Source organism: Microbacterium barkeri (assembly GCF_027921765.1).
Classification (GTDB): domain Bacteria; phylum Actinomycetota; class Actinomycetes; order Actinomycetales; family Microbacteriaceae; genus Microbacterium; species Microbacterium barkeri.
In genome coordinates this window covers 35,742-52,441 of sequence record NZ_BSEJ01000010.1, presented here as the reverse complement: position 1 = coordinate 52,441, position 16,700 = coordinate 35,742, and the positions used below count along the sequence as shown (strand labels likewise).

Here is a 16,700-nt window from a genome sequence, read left to right as displayed (position 1 = left end):
GACGCCGGTCGTGACGGCCGACGGCATCACCATCCTCCACCGCGTTGGTCCTCCGGCGCAGAGGTCGGCCGTTGATCGGCGGCAGGCAGTCGTATTTCGACCCGCATGCCGCCATCTGTGCGGGCCTGCAGCGTCAGCGTGCCGTCGTGGCCGTCGACGATCGCGCGTGCGATCGCCAGGCCGAGTCCCGTTCCCGAGTGGTCGTCACGTCGTGTGCGCTCGGATCCGCGCTGGAACGGCTCCGCAAGCGTCGACACGGTCGCGTCGTCGAGGACCTCGCCGGTGTTCTCCACCACGAGGGTGACCTCGCCATGGGTCGACGACGTCGCCACGCGTGCCCAGCCGCCCGCTGTGTTGTGGACGATCGCATTGTGCAGCAGGTTCGTCGCCAGCTGGCCCAGCAGGGCAGGGTCCCCGCGCACGTCGGCGCGGTCGCCTGACAGGTCCAACGTGACGTCGTTGCGCTCGGCAAGCGGCAGAAGCTCTTCGGCCGCCGCCTCGGCAGCCAACGACAGATCGATGGGTTCACGCTTGTCGATGCCCCGCTCGGCAGAAGCGAGAGCGAGCAGCGCCTCTGCCACGGCAATGGCGCGGTCATTCGTCGCGGCGAGGCGCTCGAGGGCGACGCGCGGATCCGCGTCAGGGTCGTCACGTGCGACGTCGAGCACCGATCGCATCACCGACAGGGGCGTGCGCAGCTCATGTGAGGCGTTCGCGGCGAAGCGCCTCTGCTCGGCGACGTGTGATTCGATGCGGGCGAGCATGCTGTCGAACGCGTCCGCGAGCTCGCCGAACTCGTCGTCGCGCCCGGTCATCCGGATTCGGTGCGACAGGGACCCCGCGGCCGTGGCTCTCGTCGCGGCGGTGATGCGCTGCAGAGGCGAGAGCATCCGTCCGGCCAGGAACCATCCGCCGATGAGCCCGAACGCCACAAGGAAGGCGAAGGCCCACGCAGCGCGCGGCCAGAACGCGCGGCCCAGGTCCGACCGGTTCGGCACGAACCCGCTTCGCATGGGAATCGCGTCGTCGGGCACATAGCGCAGCAAGAACAGCCACACGAGCGCGAGCAGGATCACGCCGGCGACGATGACGATCAGCGCGTAGCTGAGGGCGAGGCGCGCACGGGCGCTGCGTAGAAGCGTCATGACGGCACCGCGATGCGGTATCCGACGCCAGGCACCGTTTCGATGAGCATCGGTTCGCCGAGGCGTTTGCGCAGGGATGACACGGTGATGCGCACGGCGTTCGTGAACGGGTCGGCGTTCTCATCCCATGCGCGTTCGAGCAGCTCCTCGGCGCTGATCACGCCCCCGGCGGCGTCGACGAGCACTTCGAGGACGGCGAACTGCTTGCGGGTGAGGGCGACGTAGCGGCCGTCACGGTAGACCTCGCGGCGGAAGGGATCCACGCGCAGTCCTGCGGCTTCGAGGATCGGCGGTCGCCGTCGGTCTCTGCGTCGGGCGAGGGCGCGGATCCGCAGCACGAGCTCGCGCATCGCGAACGGCTTCGTGAGGTAGTCGTCGGCTCCGAGCTCGAAGCCGGTCTCCTTGTCGTCGAGCCGGTCGGCGGCCGTCAGCATGAGGATCGCCGGTCCTTCCCCTGAGGCGACGATCCGGCGGGCGACCTCGTCGCCGGATGGGCCGGGGATATCGCGGTCGATCAGCGCGATGTCGTACTCCGTGACCGACAGCGCCTCGAGCGCCGAGTCGCCGTCGCGCGCGATGTCGGCGCTGATCGCTTCCAGGCGCAGCCCGTCACGGACCGCTTCGGCGAGGAGGGGCTCGTCTTCGACGATCAGCACGCGCATGCGCCCATCGTACGAACGCGCACATATCGTCCGCGTATCGAAAACGGCATACGCTCTCGCAACACGCGCCCGCGTGAGCTGGGGGTATGACATTCACGAAGCGCATCTTGTCTGCCAGTGCCCTTGTGGCAGTGATGCTCGGCGCGGCCGCCTGCGGGGCGGCTCCCGACTCCGCGGATCCGCGGTTCGCCGACGGGACCCTGCCGGAAGAGACGACGCTCGACGACACGTATCCCGGCATCACGAACCTCGATCCCGACCTCGTCGCGGCCGTGCGGGCGGCCTCCGCCGACGCCGCCGAGGAGGGCATCGAGTTCTTCGTCAACAGCGGCTGGCGCTCGGTCGAGCATCAGCAGCGCCTCTATGAGGAGGCGGTCCAAGAGCACGGGTCCGAGTCGGCCGCCGCCCGCTGGGTCGCGACGCCCGAGGGATCGGCGCACACGACCGGCGAGGCCATCGACATCGGCTACTGGGATGCCGCAGCGTGGCTCCAGGAGAACGGCGCGCGCTACGACCTGTGCCAGATCTTCGACAACGAACCGTGGCACTTCGAACTGCGCGAGGGGGCGAGTGCCGACGGGTGCCCGAAGCCGTACTGGGACGCGAGCTTCGACCCGCGCAACAGCGCCTGAGGCCTGACCCGAGCTCATGACGCCGGCAACGAAAGCGCCGCCAGTGCATGAGGGCCGAGTCGCCCCGCCTGTCCCGTGGGGTCTGCTTTCGCCGACAGCCAATCAGGAAATGGTGCCTGAGGGCCGGATCGGCGAGGGCGAGCATGAGCTCGTGCAGGCCGAGGTGGCCCTGGCGATGGCCGAGGGGTACCTGCAGAACCTGAAGTCGCGGAGGAGTGGCCGAGTAGCCGGCACTGATAGGATCGAAGGCGTACGCCCCGGTGACTATTCGGGCCTTCGGGCCCGGACTCTCGGGGCCACAGTTTTTCTCTCCTTGGTCGTCGCCGGCATCGGCACCTACTGGTCCAACAGGCGCTCGAAGGAGGCGCTTGCTGGGTCGCGACGCGCCGCCGCCGATGCTCGTTGGTCGGCGCGGCAGGAAGCGGTGCAGCGGCTCATCGGCTTCGACTGAATCGGCCTGACTTTCGTTCCTATCGGGAGCCTTGTCCAGCAGGTGCCGGATTGGCTGATTCCAGGTCAGCGTAGTACGCGTCTTCGACCTCGATCGGGGTGCGCATGTCGAGCTCGCCGTGGAGGCGTTGGTTGTTCCACCACCAGACGTACTCGAGCGTCGCGAGCCCGACTTGCTCGACGGTTCGCCACGGTCCGCGCTGACGGATCAGCTCGGTCTTGTAGAGGCCGTTGACCGCCTCCGCGAGGGCGTTATCGAACGAGTCGCCGACGGTCCCGGTGGAGGGCATGGCGCCGAGCTCGACGACGCGGTCGGTGTAGACCATCGCCATGTAGTTCGAGCCGTGGTCCGAGTGATGCGTCAGCCCGGTGAGGTCGCCGTCGGGGTCCCACGCGGCCATGTCGAGCGCCTGCAGCGGCAAGATCTCGGCCTTCAGCGTCGCGGCGACGTTCCAGCCCACGATGCGGCGGGAGTAGACGTCGGTGACGAACGCGACATACGCGAACCCGGACCACGTCGCGACATAGGTCACGTCGCAGACCCAGAGCCGGCGTGGCGCGTCGGCGGTGAACCGCCGGTTGACGCCATCTCATTGGCCCTGCGCAGCTCGGCGTTTTCCTTCTGCAGCCGCTTGATCTCCGCCGCCGCATCGGTCGTCAGCCCCGGCTTCACACCCGCGCCGACCTCGGCCCGCCGCTGCCACAGCCGCAGCGTCTCCGGGCTCATCCCCAACAGCCCGGCCACATGGCGGACGGCGCTCATCATCGTCGGGTGCGACGGCCGCGTCTCCGCGAGCATCCGCAACGCCCGCTCACGCATCTCCGGCGAATACTCCCTGTTCATCGAGTTCCATCCTTGCTTGAGGTCGATTCAGTTTCCTTCCGATGGAACATGCGCCGCCGTACGCGGCCCATCCATCGTCGAAAGGCATGACGACATGGAGAAGGCCCGGTGGTACCTAGGACAGATTGGGCACCCTTCGCGTCGTCATGCCGCCGTGACACCTGGGAAACTGGAGACATGCCCGAGCACCCGGAACCCCGACTGGCGGACTTCCTTCGCGCAGCACGGGGTCGTCTGACACCCGAGCGTGCTGGGATCTCCGATGCTGCCGGGCGTCGCCCCGGTGGAGGGGCTGCGGCGGGAGGAGCTCGCGATGCTGGCCGGCGTGAGCGTCGACTATTACACCCGCCTGGGACAGGGGCGCAGCAAGAGCGCATCACCAGAGGTCCTTGACGCGATCGCCGGAGCGCTTCAGCTCGACGACGCCGAGCGCATGCATATGCACGCCATCGCCAGGCAGCGGCCAGCCCGTCCGCGCTCGGACAAACCGCAGCGGCTGCATCCGGAGACACGGGCGCTCCTGGACGTGTTCGAGGCCCCGTTGCGACCGGCCTTCGTCCTCGGCCGACGCCTGGACGTTCTGGCGCACAACCGCCTCGCCGGCCTGCTCATCGCGGACTTCGAGGGCATGCCCGTGTCCGAGCGCAACCAGGCCAGGTTCGTCTTCCTTGACCCGCATGCACGAGACCTGTACGCCGACGGGGGACAGGTCGCGGCCGATACCGCCGCGATGCTGCGCATGGACGCCGGGGACCACCCCGATGATCCGGCGCTCGGCCGCCTGGTCGGCGAGCTGGCGATCCACAGCCCCGACTTCTGACGCCTCTGGGCGCGCAAGCGCGTCCACCGACGCAGCGCCGGCACCAAGAGTTGCCGCCATCCGCTCGTCGGCGAGCTCACCATCACCTATCAGGCGCTCACGCCCGGCGACGACCCCGAACAGACGGTGTTCGTCTACCGCGCTGAGACGGTAAGCCCGTCGGAGCACGCGCTGCGGCTTCTCGCGTCGGCGCCGACCGCGAGCGCGCCGGCCGGCGCCGACCGGCGGATCAGCCCTTCGAGTGCACCGTGACGATGTAGCCGTCGGGGTCTCGGAAGGAGAACTGCGTGCCGAACGGTCCTTCGAGCGGCCCCTGCACGATCACCACGCCCTGGGTGCTCAGTCGCTCGTGGAGGCCAGCCGCGTCCTCGTTGCGAAACCAGACGCCGATGCCGGCGCCCGGTTGAGGGATGGCGTCGAGGTCGACACCAGGCAATGGGACGCGCACTGCAAAGGTCGCGTCCCCTGCCGAGAACACCGCGGCGTCCGGGTTCGGCGCAGGCAGCCGCACCATGCCCACGGTGTGCTCGTAGAACGCTGCGGAGGCCTCGAGATCGCGCACCTGAAACGAGACGAAGTCCGGGCCGCTGGTCGTGCTGTTCATGAGTTTCTCCAATCATCGGGGTGTCAACATACTGACACTGACTGGATTGTGTGTCAAACTGTTGACATGAAGTCGGGAGGATACGTGTCTCCGGATCAGCTGGGCGTGCTGATCAAGGAGACCCAGGCCGTCTTGAACCAGCGGATGGATGAGGTGCTGCGTCCACTCGGGCTCAGCGTCTCTCAGTACGCCTGCCTGCGGAACCTGCACGAAGAGCCCGGCATCACCGGATCAGAGCTGGCTCGGCGCACCTTCGTGTCGCGCCAGTCGATGAACGTGCTCGTTCAAGGGTTGGAGAGGCAGGGCCTCGTTGAGCGGGCCCCCGAGCCCGGCCCGCGTCGTGAACGCGGAGCCATGCTCACTCACGCGGCAACCGAAATCCTGGCACGCGCCGACAACGCGGTGTCGGACGTCGTCGGCGCCATGACCGAGCACCTCGGGCAGGAGCAGCGCAACGAGCTCCACGCACTGCTCAGCGCATGTCGGGATGCACTCATCGTCCCGATGAGCGGCGGAGGCTGAGCTGTCGTGGGGGACAGGACGACGTCGACGCCCGAGAAGTGATCGGCGAAGGCGTAGCTGAGAGCGTGCAGTTCCGTCAGGACACGCAGGAGTTCGACGGCTGTCATGCTCCGCCCCGCCCGCACGACCTCTGCAGTCACCGGTTCGAGCACATCCGGATCGAGGCCTTCTCCATCGCTCAGGAGCCTGGCCAGATGTGCCACGGCGATCGCGCCGAAGACGGAGCCGACCCTCCTGACCTCTTCGGTGGGCCGCACACGCACGACACGATGCCCTATTGCAGACAGCACCTCAGCGGCATCCGACGTGGCCTGCACGTCCACAAGTCGATTCACGCTGCACGCTTCGAAGCCGTGCTCGGCGAAGGTGCGCGCGGAGGACAGCAGCATCTCGTGCCGATCGAACTGCGCAACCCCGACCATGCTCCAAGAACAGCCATTCTTGAATGACCGGTCAAGTTTGCTGTGGAGAGTCCTCTTGCGCCTGGCGTCGCGCGGTGTAGGCCGTGTGTGCTGCGAGAGTGGCGGTCACGGCGAGCACGGCGACGCTGAAGGCGCTCACTGGGAGGTGTCTGGCCAGCGGCATCGCGACGAATGTCAGCACCATGAGCACTGCGGCGGCGATGAAGCGGGATCGGGCGAGGCGTCCGAAGCGGGATCGGAGGAAGAGGATGTTGCCGACGAGGTAGACGAGCGGTCCGGCCGATGTCACCAGGACGGTGGCAGGGGTGAGGTGGTCGTGCGAGAGTCTCAGCTCGATCGACACCGCGACGAGGATTGCGCCGAGGACCATGAGCGCGTGAGCGTACGCATACGCCGAACGCAGTGCCGCCGTCGAGGAATCGCCGCCGCGAGTCTCCGGGCCTGCGAGTGCGAAGTAGTTCCACCAGAGGACGAACAGCGACGCGAAACCGATCACTGCGCTCAAGGCAAGTGATCCAGTGAGCTGTCCGCTGGCGACAATGCTGCCGCCCATGAGCAGAATCGACTCTCCGAGCGCGATGATGAACACGAGGCGGTTGCGTTCGGCGAGGTGGTCGGCATCGGTGTCCCAGTGCTCCATCGGAGCGGAGCCGAGCCCCGGGATGCGGTACTGCGCGAGGGGCGCGGCATAGTCGACCACGACCGCAACCACCCACAGGGCGAGTCTCGATTCTGCGGGCAGTGCCGCCCCGAGCACCCAGAACACACCCGCCAGGAGGGTCCACAGCAGCAGCATCCGGTAGTTGGCCGCGAGACGGTGACCGCGGTACGCGATCATCATGAAGACCGGGCGGATGACGCCCATGAGCAGGTAGCAGCCGACGAAGAGCCAGGCCGCATCCTCGAACGCACGTGGGATGGCGATGGACATGCCCAGCGCCGTGAGCATGAGCACTCCGCAAAGCAGTTGGACCTGTGTGCGACCGGGGTCGAGCCAGTTCATCGCCCAGGTCGTGTAGTTCCAACCCCACCACACCGCGGCGAACACCACGACGGTCTGTGCGGCCCCCTCCCAGGAGAGATGCTCGATCAGCAGGTGCGACAGCTGGATGATCGCGAAGACGTAGACCAGGTCGAAGAAGAGCTCGACGGGGCCCACCTCGGAGCGGCGGTGCCCGGGGCGGGCGAGTGCAGCGGTGGCCATCGGGGATACCTCCGGGTCGTGGGAAAAGCTGTGGTGGCGCACCTCGAGCGGGCGTCCGGATGCTAGACGCCCGCTCGAGGTACGAAGAAGCGTTCTCAGCCCTCGCGGATGGTCATCTTCGCGAGCTTGTCGCCTGCGATGTCGAAGATGAACGTGGAGCGTCCGTTGGCGTAGTTCGAACGCCAGTCGCCGACGACGGTGATCGTGCTGCCCGCGACGTCGACCTCCTCGACGGCGAGCGTGCCGCGCGCCCCGATGAACTCCTTGTCGCTCCATCGTTTGATCTCGTCGCGTCCGGTGAACACGCGGCCCCAGTCGTCGACCGCGCCGTCCGGGGTGAACGCTCCGAGGAACGCCGCCTCGTCGTGTCGGTTGACGGCGTCGATGAACGACGACACGGGCTCGGGGATCGTCAGGTCCGTCATCTCATCCCTCCCTGTCAGCGAGTGGTGTAGCCGCCGTTGGCGAAGATCGTCTGCCCGGTGATCCACCAGCCCTCGGTCGCGAGGAAGCGCACGATGGGTGCGATGTCCTCGATCTTGGTCAGCTGGTTCCCCATGCCCTGCGACTTGTGGAACTCGACCCGCTCAGGGGTCTCCTGCCCGTAGAAGAACGGGGTGTCCATCGGCCCCGGCGCGATCGCGGTGACCGAGATGCCCCGCTCAGCGAACTCCTTCGCCGCTGCACGGGTGAAGTGCTCCACAGGTGACTTGCCGCCGGCATAGGTCGAGTACCCGTCGGTGAACGCCGCGAGCAGCGAGGTGACGATTGTGATGACCTTCCCGCCGTCGGCAAGCTTCCTGCCGGCCTCCTTGATGAAGAAGTACGAGGCCTTGGAGTTGATGTCGAACATCGAGTCGTACTCGTCTTCAGTCGTCTCGACGATCGGCTTGCGCAGCACCTTGCCGACCGTGTTCACGGCGACGTCGATCTTCCCGATCGCCGCCTCCGCATCGGCGAACAGCCGCTCGACGTTGGCCGGGACGGTGAGATCACCCTGGAACATCGCGCCCTTGACCCCGGCGGCCTCGACAGCGGCAAGGGTCCGCTCAGCGTCCGGGCGCGTCGAATCGGAGTTGTAGTGGATCGCGACGTTCGCCCCGGCCTCGGCCGCCTGGCGGGCGATCAGGCCGCCGAGGTTCTTCGCGCCCGCGGCGATGAGGACGTTCTTTCCTGCGAGAGTGTGCTCGGTCATCGTGCTTCCTCTGTGTCACCAGTATGTATCAATGTAGCGTGGCTACATACGGTACTATAGCGACATTATGGAGATGGCGTCGAGTGATACACGGGAGAGGCTGATCTCCGCTGCCGCTGACCTCATCGCCGCCTCGCCCGGCGAGGACTTCTCCCTGCGCGCGGTATGCGACGCGGTGGGCGTGAAGATGCCGACCCTGTACCACTTCTTCGGCTCCAAGCAGGGGTTGATCGACGCCGTCGTCGAGCACGGCTTCGACCTCTACCTCGGCGAGAAGGCGGCGATGGAGTCCTCAGGAGACCCGATCCAGGACATACGGGCCGGATGGGATGCCCACGTCGCATTCGGCCTGACCAACCCGGGCTTCTACACCCTCATGTACGGCAAGGTCAGCCCGGGCCACTCGCCCGCCGGCCAGTCGAGAGCGAACGAGATACTGAAAGGGCTCACCTCGCGGGCCGCTGATCAGGGTCGCCTGGCGGTGTCGCCGGATCAGGCCGCAGCCCATGTCCTCGTCTCGAACATCGGCGTCACCCTGCGCCAGATCATCCTTGCGCAGCCGGACCCGGAGTTGAGCCACGCTGTGCGCGAGGGAGTGATGGCGGCGATCACCGGCACGGCGACCGGACAGGGAGACGCCCTCAACGCGGCGATCGAGGTTGCCGCTGCACATCCACACATCCTGGGCGCCACCGAGACTCAGCTGCTCGTCGAATGGCTGGGCAAGTTGAGCAGGGAAGTCTCCTGACCGCCCGCATTGATCGAGAGGCGAGCACACGTTCGACTCCACAGCGCCTCGCCGTGGACGCCGCCGACGCCCTCGAGGTCTCGCGGCGGTCCTGGCCCGTAGCGCCGACCTGCAAGTCCGTGACGCGGTCCACGATCGAGGCCAGGCCCGCGGACCGGACGCGCCCCAACGGCGTGCATAAGGAGCGGAAGTTGGCCGAGGTCCCGGACTCCGTCACGGGCGAGCTACGGAGCCACCGGGGCGCGAGGTCAACAAACATTCGCCAACCGCGGCGACGTGGTGGAGTTCCGGTTTAACGTGTAGCGTTATTAACGTGCGACGTTATACACTGGACGGGTGATCAGGTCGTTCGGGGACAAGGACACCGAACGATTCTGGCGACGGGAGCGGGTGCGCTCGATCGATCCTCGGATCCATCGGGTCGCCCTCCGCAAGCTTCGTCAGGTGGGAGCCGCGGAGTCGCTCGATGACCTTCGGGTGCCGCCAGGGAACAGGCTCGAAGCACTGAAAGGCGACCGAGCCGGACAACACAGCATCAGGATCAACGACCAGTGGCGGATCTGCTTCACGTGGACCGACGCCGGACCAGAGGAGGTGGAGATCGTTGACTACCACTGACAAGCTCGCGCCGATCCACCCGGGCGAGGTCCTCATGGAGGATTTCGTCGAGGCCTTCGGCATCACCCAGAACAAGCTCGCCGTCTCGATCGGCGTGCCCCCGCGGCGGATCAACGAGATCGTCCACGGCAAGCGCGCGATCACGGCGGACACCGCGCTGCGGCTCGGCAAGTACTTCGGTACGTCCGCCCAGTTCTGGCTCAACCTGCAGGCGCAGTACGATCTCGACCTCGCAGAGGATCGCGCAGCTGAGCAGATCGACGCCATCGCGCCGCTGCAATCCGCATGACCTTCAGCGGGATGGACGCCGCTGAGGTAGTCCGAGTCGTTGGCTGGCTCGAGGAGCGATCAGTCGTCTATCAGGTCAACGGCGGATGGGCCGTTGACGCTCTGCACGGTTCCCAGACCAGATCGCATGGTGATCTGGATGTGTTCGTCGACTCGACGACGGTCGACGCCCTCATGGAATGGTTGCTCGGTCGCGGATACAGCATCGTGGAGGACTGGCGTCCGATCCGAGTTGAGCTGCGCGCCGGCGACAGGGCGGTCGACATCCATCCAATGGACGTGGACTGTGTCGGCGACGGGGTCCAGCAGGGCTTCGGTGAAGACACGTTTGTCCACCGAGCGCGCGAGCGCGCGGTCGGAGTGATCGGAGATCGCCCGGTGGTTGTCGCGTGCGCCGCGCGACTCATGGCGCTGAGGCTCGGTTACGACCTCCGGGCGGAGGACCGCCACGATCTCGACGTGCTTGGCAGGTTGGTCGCCGACCACTCTTGAGGTCCGTGGCGGGCAGTTGACGCAGATGGTTGTCCGTGCCGGAACTCAGTGGAGAAGAGCACCGAACCCGTTGGCGATCTCGTCTACATCCACGGCGGCGCATACGTGCACCCCCTCGTCAAGCCGCACTGGCACATCATCGAGCGTCTCGTCGAGCACACCGCGATGCGCATCACCGTCCCGCTGCACGCGCTCGCGCCCGAGCACACCGGTGACGAGGCGTACCCGAAGTTGCCCCGCGTGTACGACACCGTTGTCGCGTCCGGGCTTCCACTCGTGATCGCCGGCGACTCCGCGGGCGCTGCCATCGTGATGGCCTACACCCTGCGAGCACGCGACGAGCACCAGACCGCGCCGGCCGCCGTGCTGCTGTTCTCGCCGTGGGTCGATGCCAGCATGACCAACCCTGAGATCGTCGCCATTGACCCCGCGACCCCATGCTCGGGAGCGACGGCCTCCGCTGGGCCGCCGACCGCTGGGCCGGCACCCGGCCGACGACCGACCCGTGGATCAGCCCGATCAACGACACGCTCGAGGGCCTGCCACCGATCGCCGTGTTCCAGGGCGGTAATGACATGTTCGCTCCCGACGCACAGTGCTTTGTCGACAAGGCCGTCGCCGCCGGCACGCGGGCCGGGCTCCACCTCTACCCCGACGCGTTCCACGTCTTCGTCGGCGTCCCGCAGCTTCCGGAAGCCCGCGAAGCGCTCAGCTGCGCCGCCGAGAAGATCGCCAACGCCACGTGAACGGGCCCGCCGGTGATGCAGATGGTCGTACGTGCCGGAACTCGGTGGAGTTCCGCTTCAACGTGTAGGCGCTGTTGACGCGTTGCGTTATCCCCTGGTCGAAGGTAATCGGGTGGTTCGCGACGTACTTCGGCACCTCGGCGGAGTTCTGGATCAACCTGCAGGGGCACGACGAGCCGGACCGCGCCGAGGATCAGTCAGGGAGCAGATCGCAGCGATCACGCCGCTGAAGGTGGCGTGCGCGACTGTTCACTACTGCGAGAGGGGACTCCAGCGCGGTCAGCGACCTCGGCGGTGATGGCCTCGTGGGCCTGCAGTTGCACGGCCCTGCCGGGAGCTCGCGGGAGCCGTCGCCCACGGCGCATGCACTGAGGCGGCATCGAGCTCTCCTCGTGGATCAGGGTGGGTACGGTGCGAGAGTGTGGCTTCCCTATGATCGCTCGCGCGATGAACGTCCAATCGGTCGCGCCGTCGATGCCTTCGACGTACCTCGCGTTGATCTCAGTTCGCTCTGGACGATGGTCCTCGCCGCTTCGATGAGAGCGTGATCGTCCGGTGCCCGGCTGCGGACCCCTGCGACGCGGTCTGCGCTTGCGAGCATGTCTACGGTCATGACAGCGGCGACGTGGGGAGTCCGGCGCGTTGTCCCCAGAACTGACCCGGTCTGTCATCGAGGCCACATCCCGGGCTGAGTTCCCAGAAGTCGGCGGGTGCACTCAATCGTCACGCAGAAGCCGGATGGCCCTCCACAGCGTCAGTCGGACTGGGCGACCCGAGGTTGTTCCGTAAAGCAATTGGATGAGTTTCAGTACTCGAACTAAACTCTGCTGCTTCGAAGGAAGGTCTGGATCATGGTGGTTTCTGAAGCGAATTCGCTCGTGTTGCACAAACTCGCGACGTCTGATCGACAGGAGTTCGTGACGCGCCTCCAAGGCTCTTTCGATGTCGGTGCGGCGGCGTACTTTGACAATGACTCAAGTGATCCAGTGATTTCTGAAGCGGAGATCTATCAGTCGATGGATCACCCCGGCGCCGATACATGGGACGTTCGAGAAGGCGGGAATGGCGTAGGCGGCGCTGTCGTCTCGATTAAGGAGGGTGGTCTCGCCGCTTCGTTGGACCTGTTGTTCATCGATGCGGGGGAGCACGGGCGGGGACTCGGCTCGGAGCTTTGGGCGGCCATTGAGGCGCATTATCCGGGGGTCAGGGTTTGGAAGACCATGACACCGTACGACGATACGAGGAACATCCACTTCTATGTGAACAAATGTGGCTTCCGCATCGTGGAGTTTTTCCATCCGGGTCACCCCGACCCGCATGACACTTCCCCCGCTGCAGGAGCGGAGGAACGCTCCATTCCGGATCTGATGTTCGCGTTCGAGAAGAATCGGTCGCCACTGATGTGACCAAGCCCGGGCCCGCGTCATCGCCGTTGAGTCGCGGGTCGGCGATGACCCGCACAAAGGCGTCTCGGGAAGAGCCTGGCGATAAGAAGGTGCACGACAGTACGGATGGGTTGACGTCTGAACCGAGCCGCGCCGTGAAGGCTGAGCAATTCAACCTCAGCGCGTCGCCCGCGTCGGATATCCTCGCCGGGTGGTGTCGAATCAGACATTGAGCGACTCCGACCGGCGCGTGCTGGCGCGGTGGGCGCTGTCCTGCGCTGAGCGGGTGCTCCCGCTGTTCGATGCCGACGACGTGGCGCGAGATGAGATCCTTGATGCCGTCGCCCGCACTCGTGCCTACAGCGCCGGGGACAGCAGTGCTGGGCAGGAGATCCGAAAGCGCCTCGTCGCTCTGAAAGCGGCACGCGCAGCGACCACTTCCGCGGGAGTGGCGGCCGCTCGCGCCGTCGGCCAGGCGGCGGCTGTCGCCCACATGGCCGCTCACGCGCTGGGCGCGGCGGCGTACGCAGCGAAGGCGATCTCGCTTGCGCACCCCGAGCAGCCGGAGCTGGTGCAGGAGGAAGTGCGCTGGCAAGTGGCGGACCTCAGCGAGCGCGAGCGTGAGGCGCTGCGTCTGCTCCCGCCCCTCGGCGCCGACCCGTCAGGTCCGCTCGCAGCTGGACTTCTGTCCCGCGGCGTGCTCGGATCGACGATTCGCCAGATCCAAGCGCAGCTCGGCGAGACGGTGGGGTGAGTTCCCGCACGACGAGTGTCGGCCTCCCGAGGCCGTCGTGCGAGAGCGGCTGTCGTGACGGACTTCGTTGAATGCGCACGAGCACTCGTGCGCGCCGACTACCCGCAGGCGTCTGCGGCGTCCTCGGGGGGAGCGCTGCGTCCGGGAGAGCGACCGAGACCTCGGACCTGGACATTCTCGTGGTGCTGCCCGGCGAATGGTCGACGACGACGGCGTTCGTTCAGACCACCACGCACAACGGGCGCTTGGTGGAGGCCTTCGTCTACGGCCCGGACGCGCTGCAGGTCTGGTTGGACATCGAGCGCGCCGGTACAGCCTCTCGGCGCTCGTCGGCGCTGAGCTGGCCCTGCGCTCGATGCCCGCCTGGGTCGGGACCGGGAAGTGGCTCCTGCGCGAGCTGCGCGCGAACCAGGATCCCTTCGGTCTTGCCGCCTGGGTCGACCGCGGGGCGGATGATCACGCCGCGCTTACAGGCATGTGCCGCGCAGTGCTCGACTCCGTGGGGGGGATACCTGCAGGACGGCTTCATCAGGGGCGAGAAGCCGAGCAGCCTGTAGCGCAGTCGCAGCGTTCAGCGAGACGTCGGCTCAGCGCGCTCCAGCAGACCGTGCATCCTCATCCAGCTCGCGAACGAGCCGAACCAGTCCGTGCTGGTCGTCTCCTTCGGATACATGCCGAAGCCGTGGCCGCCTCGCTCATAGAAGTGGAGCTCGACCGGCCGCCCCGCAGCGCGCCAGCTCTCGACGAGGGGAAACCCCCTCGGGTCCATCAGGCCATCGTCCGCGGCGAGCGCGATGAACAGCGGCGGGGCGTCCTCAGGGACGTCGAAGGCCGTGAGCGGGCCGTAGACATCGCCGATGAACGCCGGCTTCGCATCCCCGCCGACAAGGGCCGTTGCGACCGTGAGCATCGCGCCCGCGGAGAAGCCGACCATGCCGACGCGCGCGGGATCGATCATCCACTCGCCCGCGCGGCTTCGCACGAGCGCGAAAGCGGCGCGAGCGTCGGCGATCTGCGCATCCAGACCGCGGAGCGCCGTGGCCGGGTCATGCCGGTCCGACAGGCGCGGTGCGGCCAGCATCGCCCTGATCGCCGCGTCGAAGTCGTCCAGATCCTCTGGAGTCGGCTTGAGACGGTACTTCAGCACGAAGGCGGCGACGCCGCGGCTCGCGAGCGCGCGGGCGACGTCCCACCCCTCGTTCTCCATGGACAGGGACATGAATCCGCCGCCCGGAGCCACGATCACGGCGGTGCCTGTCGCCGTGGCCGGGTCGGGCAGGAACGGCGTGAGCGTGGCGGTGCTGACATTGCGAGCGAACATGCTTCCGTACTGGCTGTGCCACGCCTCGGGTGCTGAAGCCTCCGGCAGCTGTCCCGTCCCGAGTTCGATGGCGTCGGGCTGCTCGGGGATGGGGATCGGCGTCATCCCGTGCTGCGCGGACGCGGCAGGGGCGTCGCCGGTGGCCGAGGTGGTGGTCATGAGCTCTCCGATCGGACGAGGCGCCGGAAGAACGCGGCTTCCGCGCTCGGCGCCGAGCATAGCGCCCGTGGTGGCGTTCCGCTCCGACGGAGGGGGCGCGCCTTCAGCGCTCGGCGCCGACGTCCTTCGCGAAGCGCCGCCGGCCCGCTTCGCTGATCGGCGTGAAGAGGTTGATGAGGTTGCCGTCCGGGTCGCGGACGAGCAGCGACCGGTTGCCCCAGGGCATGTCCGTCGGCGCGTTGACGAACACCTCGACGACGTCCTGAACGGCCCGGTAGGTCGCGTCCACGTCGTCGACGAGGAAGTCCAGCACGACGCTGCGGTTCGCGTGGGCCTCGGCGGCGCCGTCTCCGAGCAGGTGCACGGTCGCGGAGCTGGCGATGGCCAGCGTGCCGGATGGCGTCCGAAGCTCGGCGAACATCGGGTGGAGTCGCTCGGCGGCTGCTCCGGTGATTGCCTCGTAGAACGCGACGAGAGCGTCGACGTCGTCGGTGATGATGCGGGTGGCTGCCAGCTCCATGGCCTTCTCCTTCTGTCCTGTCCGTGGCCGACGCACTCGGCCACAGACGTGACGGTACGAGCAATACCGGGCGAAAGATGTCCTGTATGCGGAGGACAATGGATGGATGGCCGACACGACCGCTCGCGCCCTGCGCCTGCTCGACCTCCTGCAGTCCGCGCATCAGCGCACTGTCGGCGAGCTGGCCGATCGGCTCGGCGTCGATGAGCGGACCATCCGCAGGGACATGGCGCGGCTGGTCGATCTCGGGCTGCCCGTGGAGACGCAGCGGGGGCGCTACGGCGGCTATCGACTGGCGCCGGGCGAGCGGTTCCTCCCGCTCATGTTCAGCGCCGAGGAGGCGGTGGCTGTCTATCTCGGGCTCGTCCGCGCCCAGGCGGCGTCGGGTGACCCCGAGATCGCGGCGCAGACGGCCCTCACCAAGATCCGGCGAGCGCTCCCGGCCGCGGAGGCGGAGCGGGTCGACGCCCTTCTCGGTGCGACGATGCGCACCCCTCAGGGCGGTGCCGCTGCTCCCGACCCTGCCATCACGCTCACCCTGGCGGAGGCCGTCGCATCTCGGCAGGCGCTCGATCTCCGGTACGTCAACCGTCACGGCGCGCTCTCCCGACGAGTGGTCCATCCGCATGGCCTGGTGGCGCACGGGGATCGGTGGTATCTCATCGCCTTCGATACGGATCGGGAGGAGGAGCGGACCTTCCGCGTCGACAGGGTTCGGTCAGCTCGATCTCTGCGCGAGACCTTCGCTCCGCCGCGCCGGCCGGATGCCGAGGGCCTGCTCGATCGGTTCGCCGACGCGGACTACCGGTGGGAGGTGGTGCTGCGCATCCGGGCGACCGAGGATCGCATCCGACCTCACCTGCCGCGGAGCGTGGCCCGGCTCGAGCGGCTGGACGACGGAGAGGGTGCGACCGAGGACGGCCTGCCCTGGTATCGGGCGGAGATCCATGCCGAGAGCCTCGACTGGCTGCCGCCCGTGATCGCGGCCCTCGACTGCGAGGTGACGATCGACGGCCCGGACGAGCTGCGCGACCGCGTCCGGGCCGCAGCGGCGAGGATGTCGCGGGCAGCGGGCTGAGCGCTGTCGGGCTGCGAGTCGGGGAGGGGCGGATGGCTCCTGCCGGTGCGACGTGACGAATCCTCGGCCCACGCCGCCGTCTCAGCCCGCG

Annotated in this window: 20 protein-coding genes and 4 pseudogenes; 14 read left to right on the top strand and 10 right to left on the bottom strand. The window is 67.4% G+C overall.

Annotated elements, in window-relative coordinates:
- Nucleotides 1-26: 26 nt before the first annotated feature.
- Together PKE79_RS10975 and PKE79_RS10970 are read right to left on the bottom strand one after the other, a co-directional pair.
- On the bottom strand, nt 27-1,076 hold the full coding sequence (locus tag PKE79_RS10975) for a sensor histidine kinase (protein WP_309299972.1): 1,050 nt from the start codon (nt 1,074-1,076) through the stop codon (nt 27-29).
- A 65-nt stretch (nt 1,077-1,141) separates the two neighbouring features.
- On the bottom strand, nt 1,142-1,807 hold the full coding sequence (locus tag PKE79_RS10970) for a response regulator transcription factor (RefSeq protein ID WP_091513665.1): 666 nt from the start codon (nt 1,805-1,807) through the stop codon (nt 1,142-1,144).
- Nucleotides 1,808-1,941: 134 nt separating this feature from the next.
- Here PKE79_RS10970 and PKE79_RS10965 point away from each other — a divergent pair, with 134 nt between their 5' ends.
- Both PKE79_RS10965 and PKE79_RS10960 read left to right on the top strand, forming a co-directional pair.
- On the top strand, nt 1,942-2,439 hold the full coding sequence (locus PKE79_RS10965) for a M15 family metallopeptidase (RefSeq protein WP_271173822.1): 498 nt from the start codon (nt 1,942-1,944) through the stop codon (nt 2,437-2,439).
- A gap of 109 nt (nt 2,440-2,548) precedes the next feature.
- Nucleotides 2,549-2,890, top strand: a complete 342-nt coding sequence (locus tag PKE79_RS10960; RefSeq protein ID WP_271173733.1) for a hypothetical protein — start codon at nt 2,549-2,551, stop codon at nt 2,888-2,890.
- Nucleotides 2,891-2,909: 19 nt separating this feature from the next.
- Here PKE79_RS10960 and PKE79_RS10955 read toward each other — a convergent pair.
- Nucleotides 2,910-3,733, bottom strand: a pseudogene (locus tag PKE79_RS10955) (IS3 family transposase).
- 262 nt (nt 3,734-3,995) lie between these two features.
- Between PKE79_RS10955 and PKE79_RS10950 the strand changes: the two are divergent.
- Nucleotides 3,996-4,805, top strand: a pseudogene (locus PKE79_RS10950) (helix-turn-helix transcriptional regulator).
- Here PKE79_RS10950 and PKE79_RS10945 read toward each other — a convergent pair.
- Complete coding sequence (locus PKE79_RS10945) at nt 4,783-5,157, bottom strand: VOC family protein (protein WP_022883067.1); 375 nt, start codon at nt 5,155-5,157, stop codon at nt 4,783-4,785. The pseudogene PKE79_RS10950 and the gene PKE79_RS10945 overlap by 23 nt on opposite strands.
- A gap of 66 nt (nt 5,158-5,223) precedes the next feature.
- Between PKE79_RS10945 and PKE79_RS16815 the strand changes: the two genes are divergently transcribed.
- Nucleotides 5,224-5,679 carry a MarR family winged helix-turn-helix transcriptional regulator gene (locus PKE79_RS16815; protein ID WP_271173732.1) on the top strand — a complete coding sequence of 152 codons (456 nt, stop codon included), beginning with the start codon at nt 5,224-5,226 and terminating at the stop codon, nt 5,677-5,679.
- A gap of 11 nt (nt 5,680-5,690) precedes the next feature.
- Here the strand turns inward: PKE79_RS16815 and PKE79_RS16695 are convergent.
- The 4 genes and pseudogenes from PKE79_RS16695 to PKE79_RS10920 form a co-directional block, all read right to left on the bottom strand.
- Nucleotides 5,691-6,068, bottom strand: a pseudogene (locus PKE79_RS16695) (hypothetical protein); the annotation flags it as partial.
- Between the two features lie 64 nt (nt 6,069-6,132).
- A complete protein-coding gene (locus tag PKE79_RS10930) occupies nt 6,133-7,260 on the bottom strand; it encodes a low temperature requirement protein A (RefSeq protein WP_271173730.1) in 1,128 nt (375 codons plus the stop codon).
- A gap of 140 nt (nt 7,261-7,400) precedes the next feature.
- Entirely contained in the window at nt 7,401-7,730 is a 330-nt protein-coding gene (locus PKE79_RS10925) for a nuclear transport factor 2 family protein (RefSeq protein WP_091513676.1), read from the bottom strand.
- 14 nt (nt 7,731-7,744) lie between these two features.
- Nucleotides 7,745-8,500 (bottom strand): SDR family oxidoreductase, encoded by a 756-nt coding sequence (locus PKE79_RS10920; protein WP_179628898.1) that lies wholly within the window; start codon nt 8,498-8,500, stop codon nt 7,745-7,747.
- 67 nt (nt 8,501-8,567) lie between these two features.
- Between PKE79_RS10920 and PKE79_RS10915 the strand changes: the two genes are divergently transcribed.
- The 9 genes and pseudogenes from PKE79_RS10915 to PKE79_RS16685 all read left to right on the top strand — a co-directional run bounded on the left by PKE79_RS10915 (nt 8,568) and on the right by PKE79_RS16685 (nt 14,088).
- Nucleotides 8,568-9,248, top strand: a complete 681-nt coding sequence (locus tag PKE79_RS10915) for a TetR/AcrR family transcriptional regulator (RefSeq protein WP_179628897.1) — start codon at nt 8,568-8,570, stop codon at nt 9,246-9,248.
- 336 nt (nt 9,249-9,584) lie between these two features.
- Nucleotides 9,585-9,866 carry a type II toxin-antitoxin system RelE/ParE family toxin gene (locus PKE79_RS10910; RefSeq protein ID WP_271173729.1) on the top strand — a complete coding sequence of 94 codons (282 nt, stop codon included), beginning with the start codon at nt 9,585-9,587 and terminating at the stop codon, nt 9,864-9,866.
- Nucleotides 9,853-10,155, top strand: a complete 303-nt coding sequence (locus PKE79_RS10905; RefSeq protein WP_271173728.1) for a HigA family addiction module antitoxin — start codon at nt 9,853-9,855, stop codon at nt 10,153-10,155. Before PKE79_RS10910 ends, PKE79_RS10905 begins: the two co-directional genes overlap by 14 nt.
- A gap of 11 nt (nt 10,156-10,166) precedes the next feature.
- Nucleotides 10,167-10,646 carry a nucleotidyltransferase domain-containing protein gene (locus PKE79_RS10900; RefSeq protein WP_271173727.1) on the top strand — a complete coding sequence of 160 codons (480 nt, stop codon included), beginning with the start codon at nt 10,167-10,169 and terminating at the stop codon, nt 10,644-10,646.
- A gap of 48 nt (nt 10,647-10,694) precedes the next feature.
- Nucleotides 10,695-11,000: pseudogene (locus tag PKE79_RS16690) on the top strand (alpha/beta hydrolase); the annotation flags it as partial.
- Between the two features lie 83 nt (nt 11,001-11,083).
- On the top strand, nt 11,084-11,392 hold the full coding sequence (locus PKE79_RS10890; RefSeq protein ID WP_271173725.1) for an alpha/beta hydrolase: 309 nt from the start codon (nt 11,084-11,086) through the stop codon (nt 11,390-11,392).
- Between the two features lie 851 nt (nt 11,393-12,243).
- The gene (locus PKE79_RS10885; protein WP_271173724.1) at nt 12,244-12,798 is read left to right on the top strand and encodes a GNAT family N-acetyltransferase; all 555 of its coding nucleotides are present in this window, start codon (nt 12,244-12,246) and stop codon (nt 12,796-12,798) included.
- A gap of 190 nt (nt 12,799-12,988) precedes the next feature.
- Nucleotides 12,989-13,531: a putative immunity protein gene (locus PKE79_RS10880; protein WP_271173723.1), complete on the top strand. Its 543-nt coding sequence runs from the start codon at nt 12,989-12,991 to the stop codon at nt 13,529-13,531.
- Between the two features lie 71 nt (nt 13,532-13,602).
- Entirely contained in the window at nt 13,603-14,088 is a 486-nt protein-coding gene (locus tag PKE79_RS16685) for a nucleotidyltransferase domain-containing protein (RefSeq protein ID WP_369015238.1), read from the top strand.
- A 14-nt stretch (nt 14,089-14,102) separates the two neighbouring features.
- Here the strand turns inward: PKE79_RS16685 and PKE79_RS10875 are convergent, their stop codons facing one another.
- Nucleotides 14,103-15,011, bottom strand: a complete 909-nt coding sequence (locus tag PKE79_RS10875; protein WP_271173722.1) for an alpha/beta hydrolase — start codon at nt 15,009-15,011, stop codon at nt 14,103-14,105.
- A 103-nt stretch (nt 15,012-15,114) separates the two neighbouring features.
- Nucleotides 15,115-15,531: a VOC family protein gene (locus tag PKE79_RS10870; protein WP_271173721.1), complete on the bottom strand. Its 417-nt coding sequence runs from the start codon at nt 15,529-15,531 to the stop codon at nt 15,115-15,117.
- 106 nt (nt 15,532-15,637) lie between these two features.
- Here PKE79_RS10870 and PKE79_RS10865 point away from each other — a divergent pair, with 106 nt between their 5' ends.
- Nucleotides 15,638-16,609 (top strand): helix-turn-helix transcriptional regulator, encoded by a 972-nt coding sequence (locus tag PKE79_RS10865; RefSeq protein ID WP_271173720.1) that lies wholly within the window; start codon nt 15,638-15,640, stop codon nt 16,607-16,609.
- Nucleotides 16,610-16,700 lie beyond the last annotated feature (91 nt).

Coding starts and splice junctions, on each gene's coding strand:
- PKE79_RS10960 (WP_271173733.1), top strand. CDS start 2,549: ATGGTGCCTGAGGGCCGGATCGGCGAGGGCGAGCATGAGCTCGTGCAG.
- PKE79_RS10875 (WP_271173722.1), bottom strand. CDS start 15,011: ATGACCACCACCTCGGCCACCGGCGACGCCCCTGCCGCGTCCGCGCAG.
- PKE79_RS10945 (WP_022883067.1), bottom strand. CDS start 5,157: ATGAACAGCACGACCAGCGGCCCGGACTTCGTCTCGTTTCAGGTGCGC.
- PKE79_RS10920 (WP_179628898.1), bottom strand. CDS start 8,500: ATGACCGAGCACACTCTCGCAGGAAAGAACGTCCTCATCGCCGCGGGC.
- PKE79_RS10865 (WP_271173720.1), top strand. CDS start 15,638: ATGGCCGACACGACCGCTCGCGCCCTGCGCCTGCTCGACCTCCTGCAG.
- PKE79_RS10890 (WP_271173725.1), top strand. CDS start 11,084: ATGCTCGGGAGCGACGGCCTCCGCTGGGCCGCCGACCGCTGGGCCGGC.
- PKE79_RS10915 (WP_179628897.1), top strand. CDS start 8,568: ATGGAGATGGCGTCGAGTGATACACGGGAGAGGCTGATCTCCGCTGCC.
- PKE79_RS10885 (WP_271173724.1), top strand. CDS start 12,244: ATGGTGGTTTCTGAAGCGAATTCGCTCGTGTTGCACAAACTCGCGACG.
- PKE79_RS10870 (WP_271173721.1), bottom strand. CDS start 15,531: ATGGAGCTGGCAGCCACCCGCATCATCACCGACGACGTCGACGCTCTC.
- PKE79_RS10970 (WP_091513665.1), bottom strand. CDS start 1,807: ATGCGCGTGCTGATCGTCGAAGACGAGCCCCTCCTCGCCGAAGCGGTC.
- PKE79_RS16685 (WP_369015238.1), top strand. CDS start 13,603: ATGCGCACGAGCACTCGTGCGCGCCGACTACCCGCAGGCGTCTGCGGC.
- PKE79_RS10900 (WP_271173727.1), top strand. CDS start 10,167: ATGGACGCCGCTGAGGTAGTCCGAGTCGTTGGCTGGCTCGAGGAGCGA.
- PKE79_RS16815 (WP_271173732.1), top strand. CDS start 5,224: ATGAAGTCGGGAGGATACGTGTCTCCGGATCAGCTGGGCGTGCTGATC.
- PKE79_RS10925 (WP_091513676.1), bottom strand. CDS start 7,730: ATGACGGACCTGACGATCCCCGAGCCCGTGTCGTCGTTCATCGACGCC.
- PKE79_RS10965 (WP_271173822.1), top strand. CDS start 1,942: ATGCTCGGCGCGGCCGCCTGCGGGGCGGCTCCCGACTCCGCGGATCCG.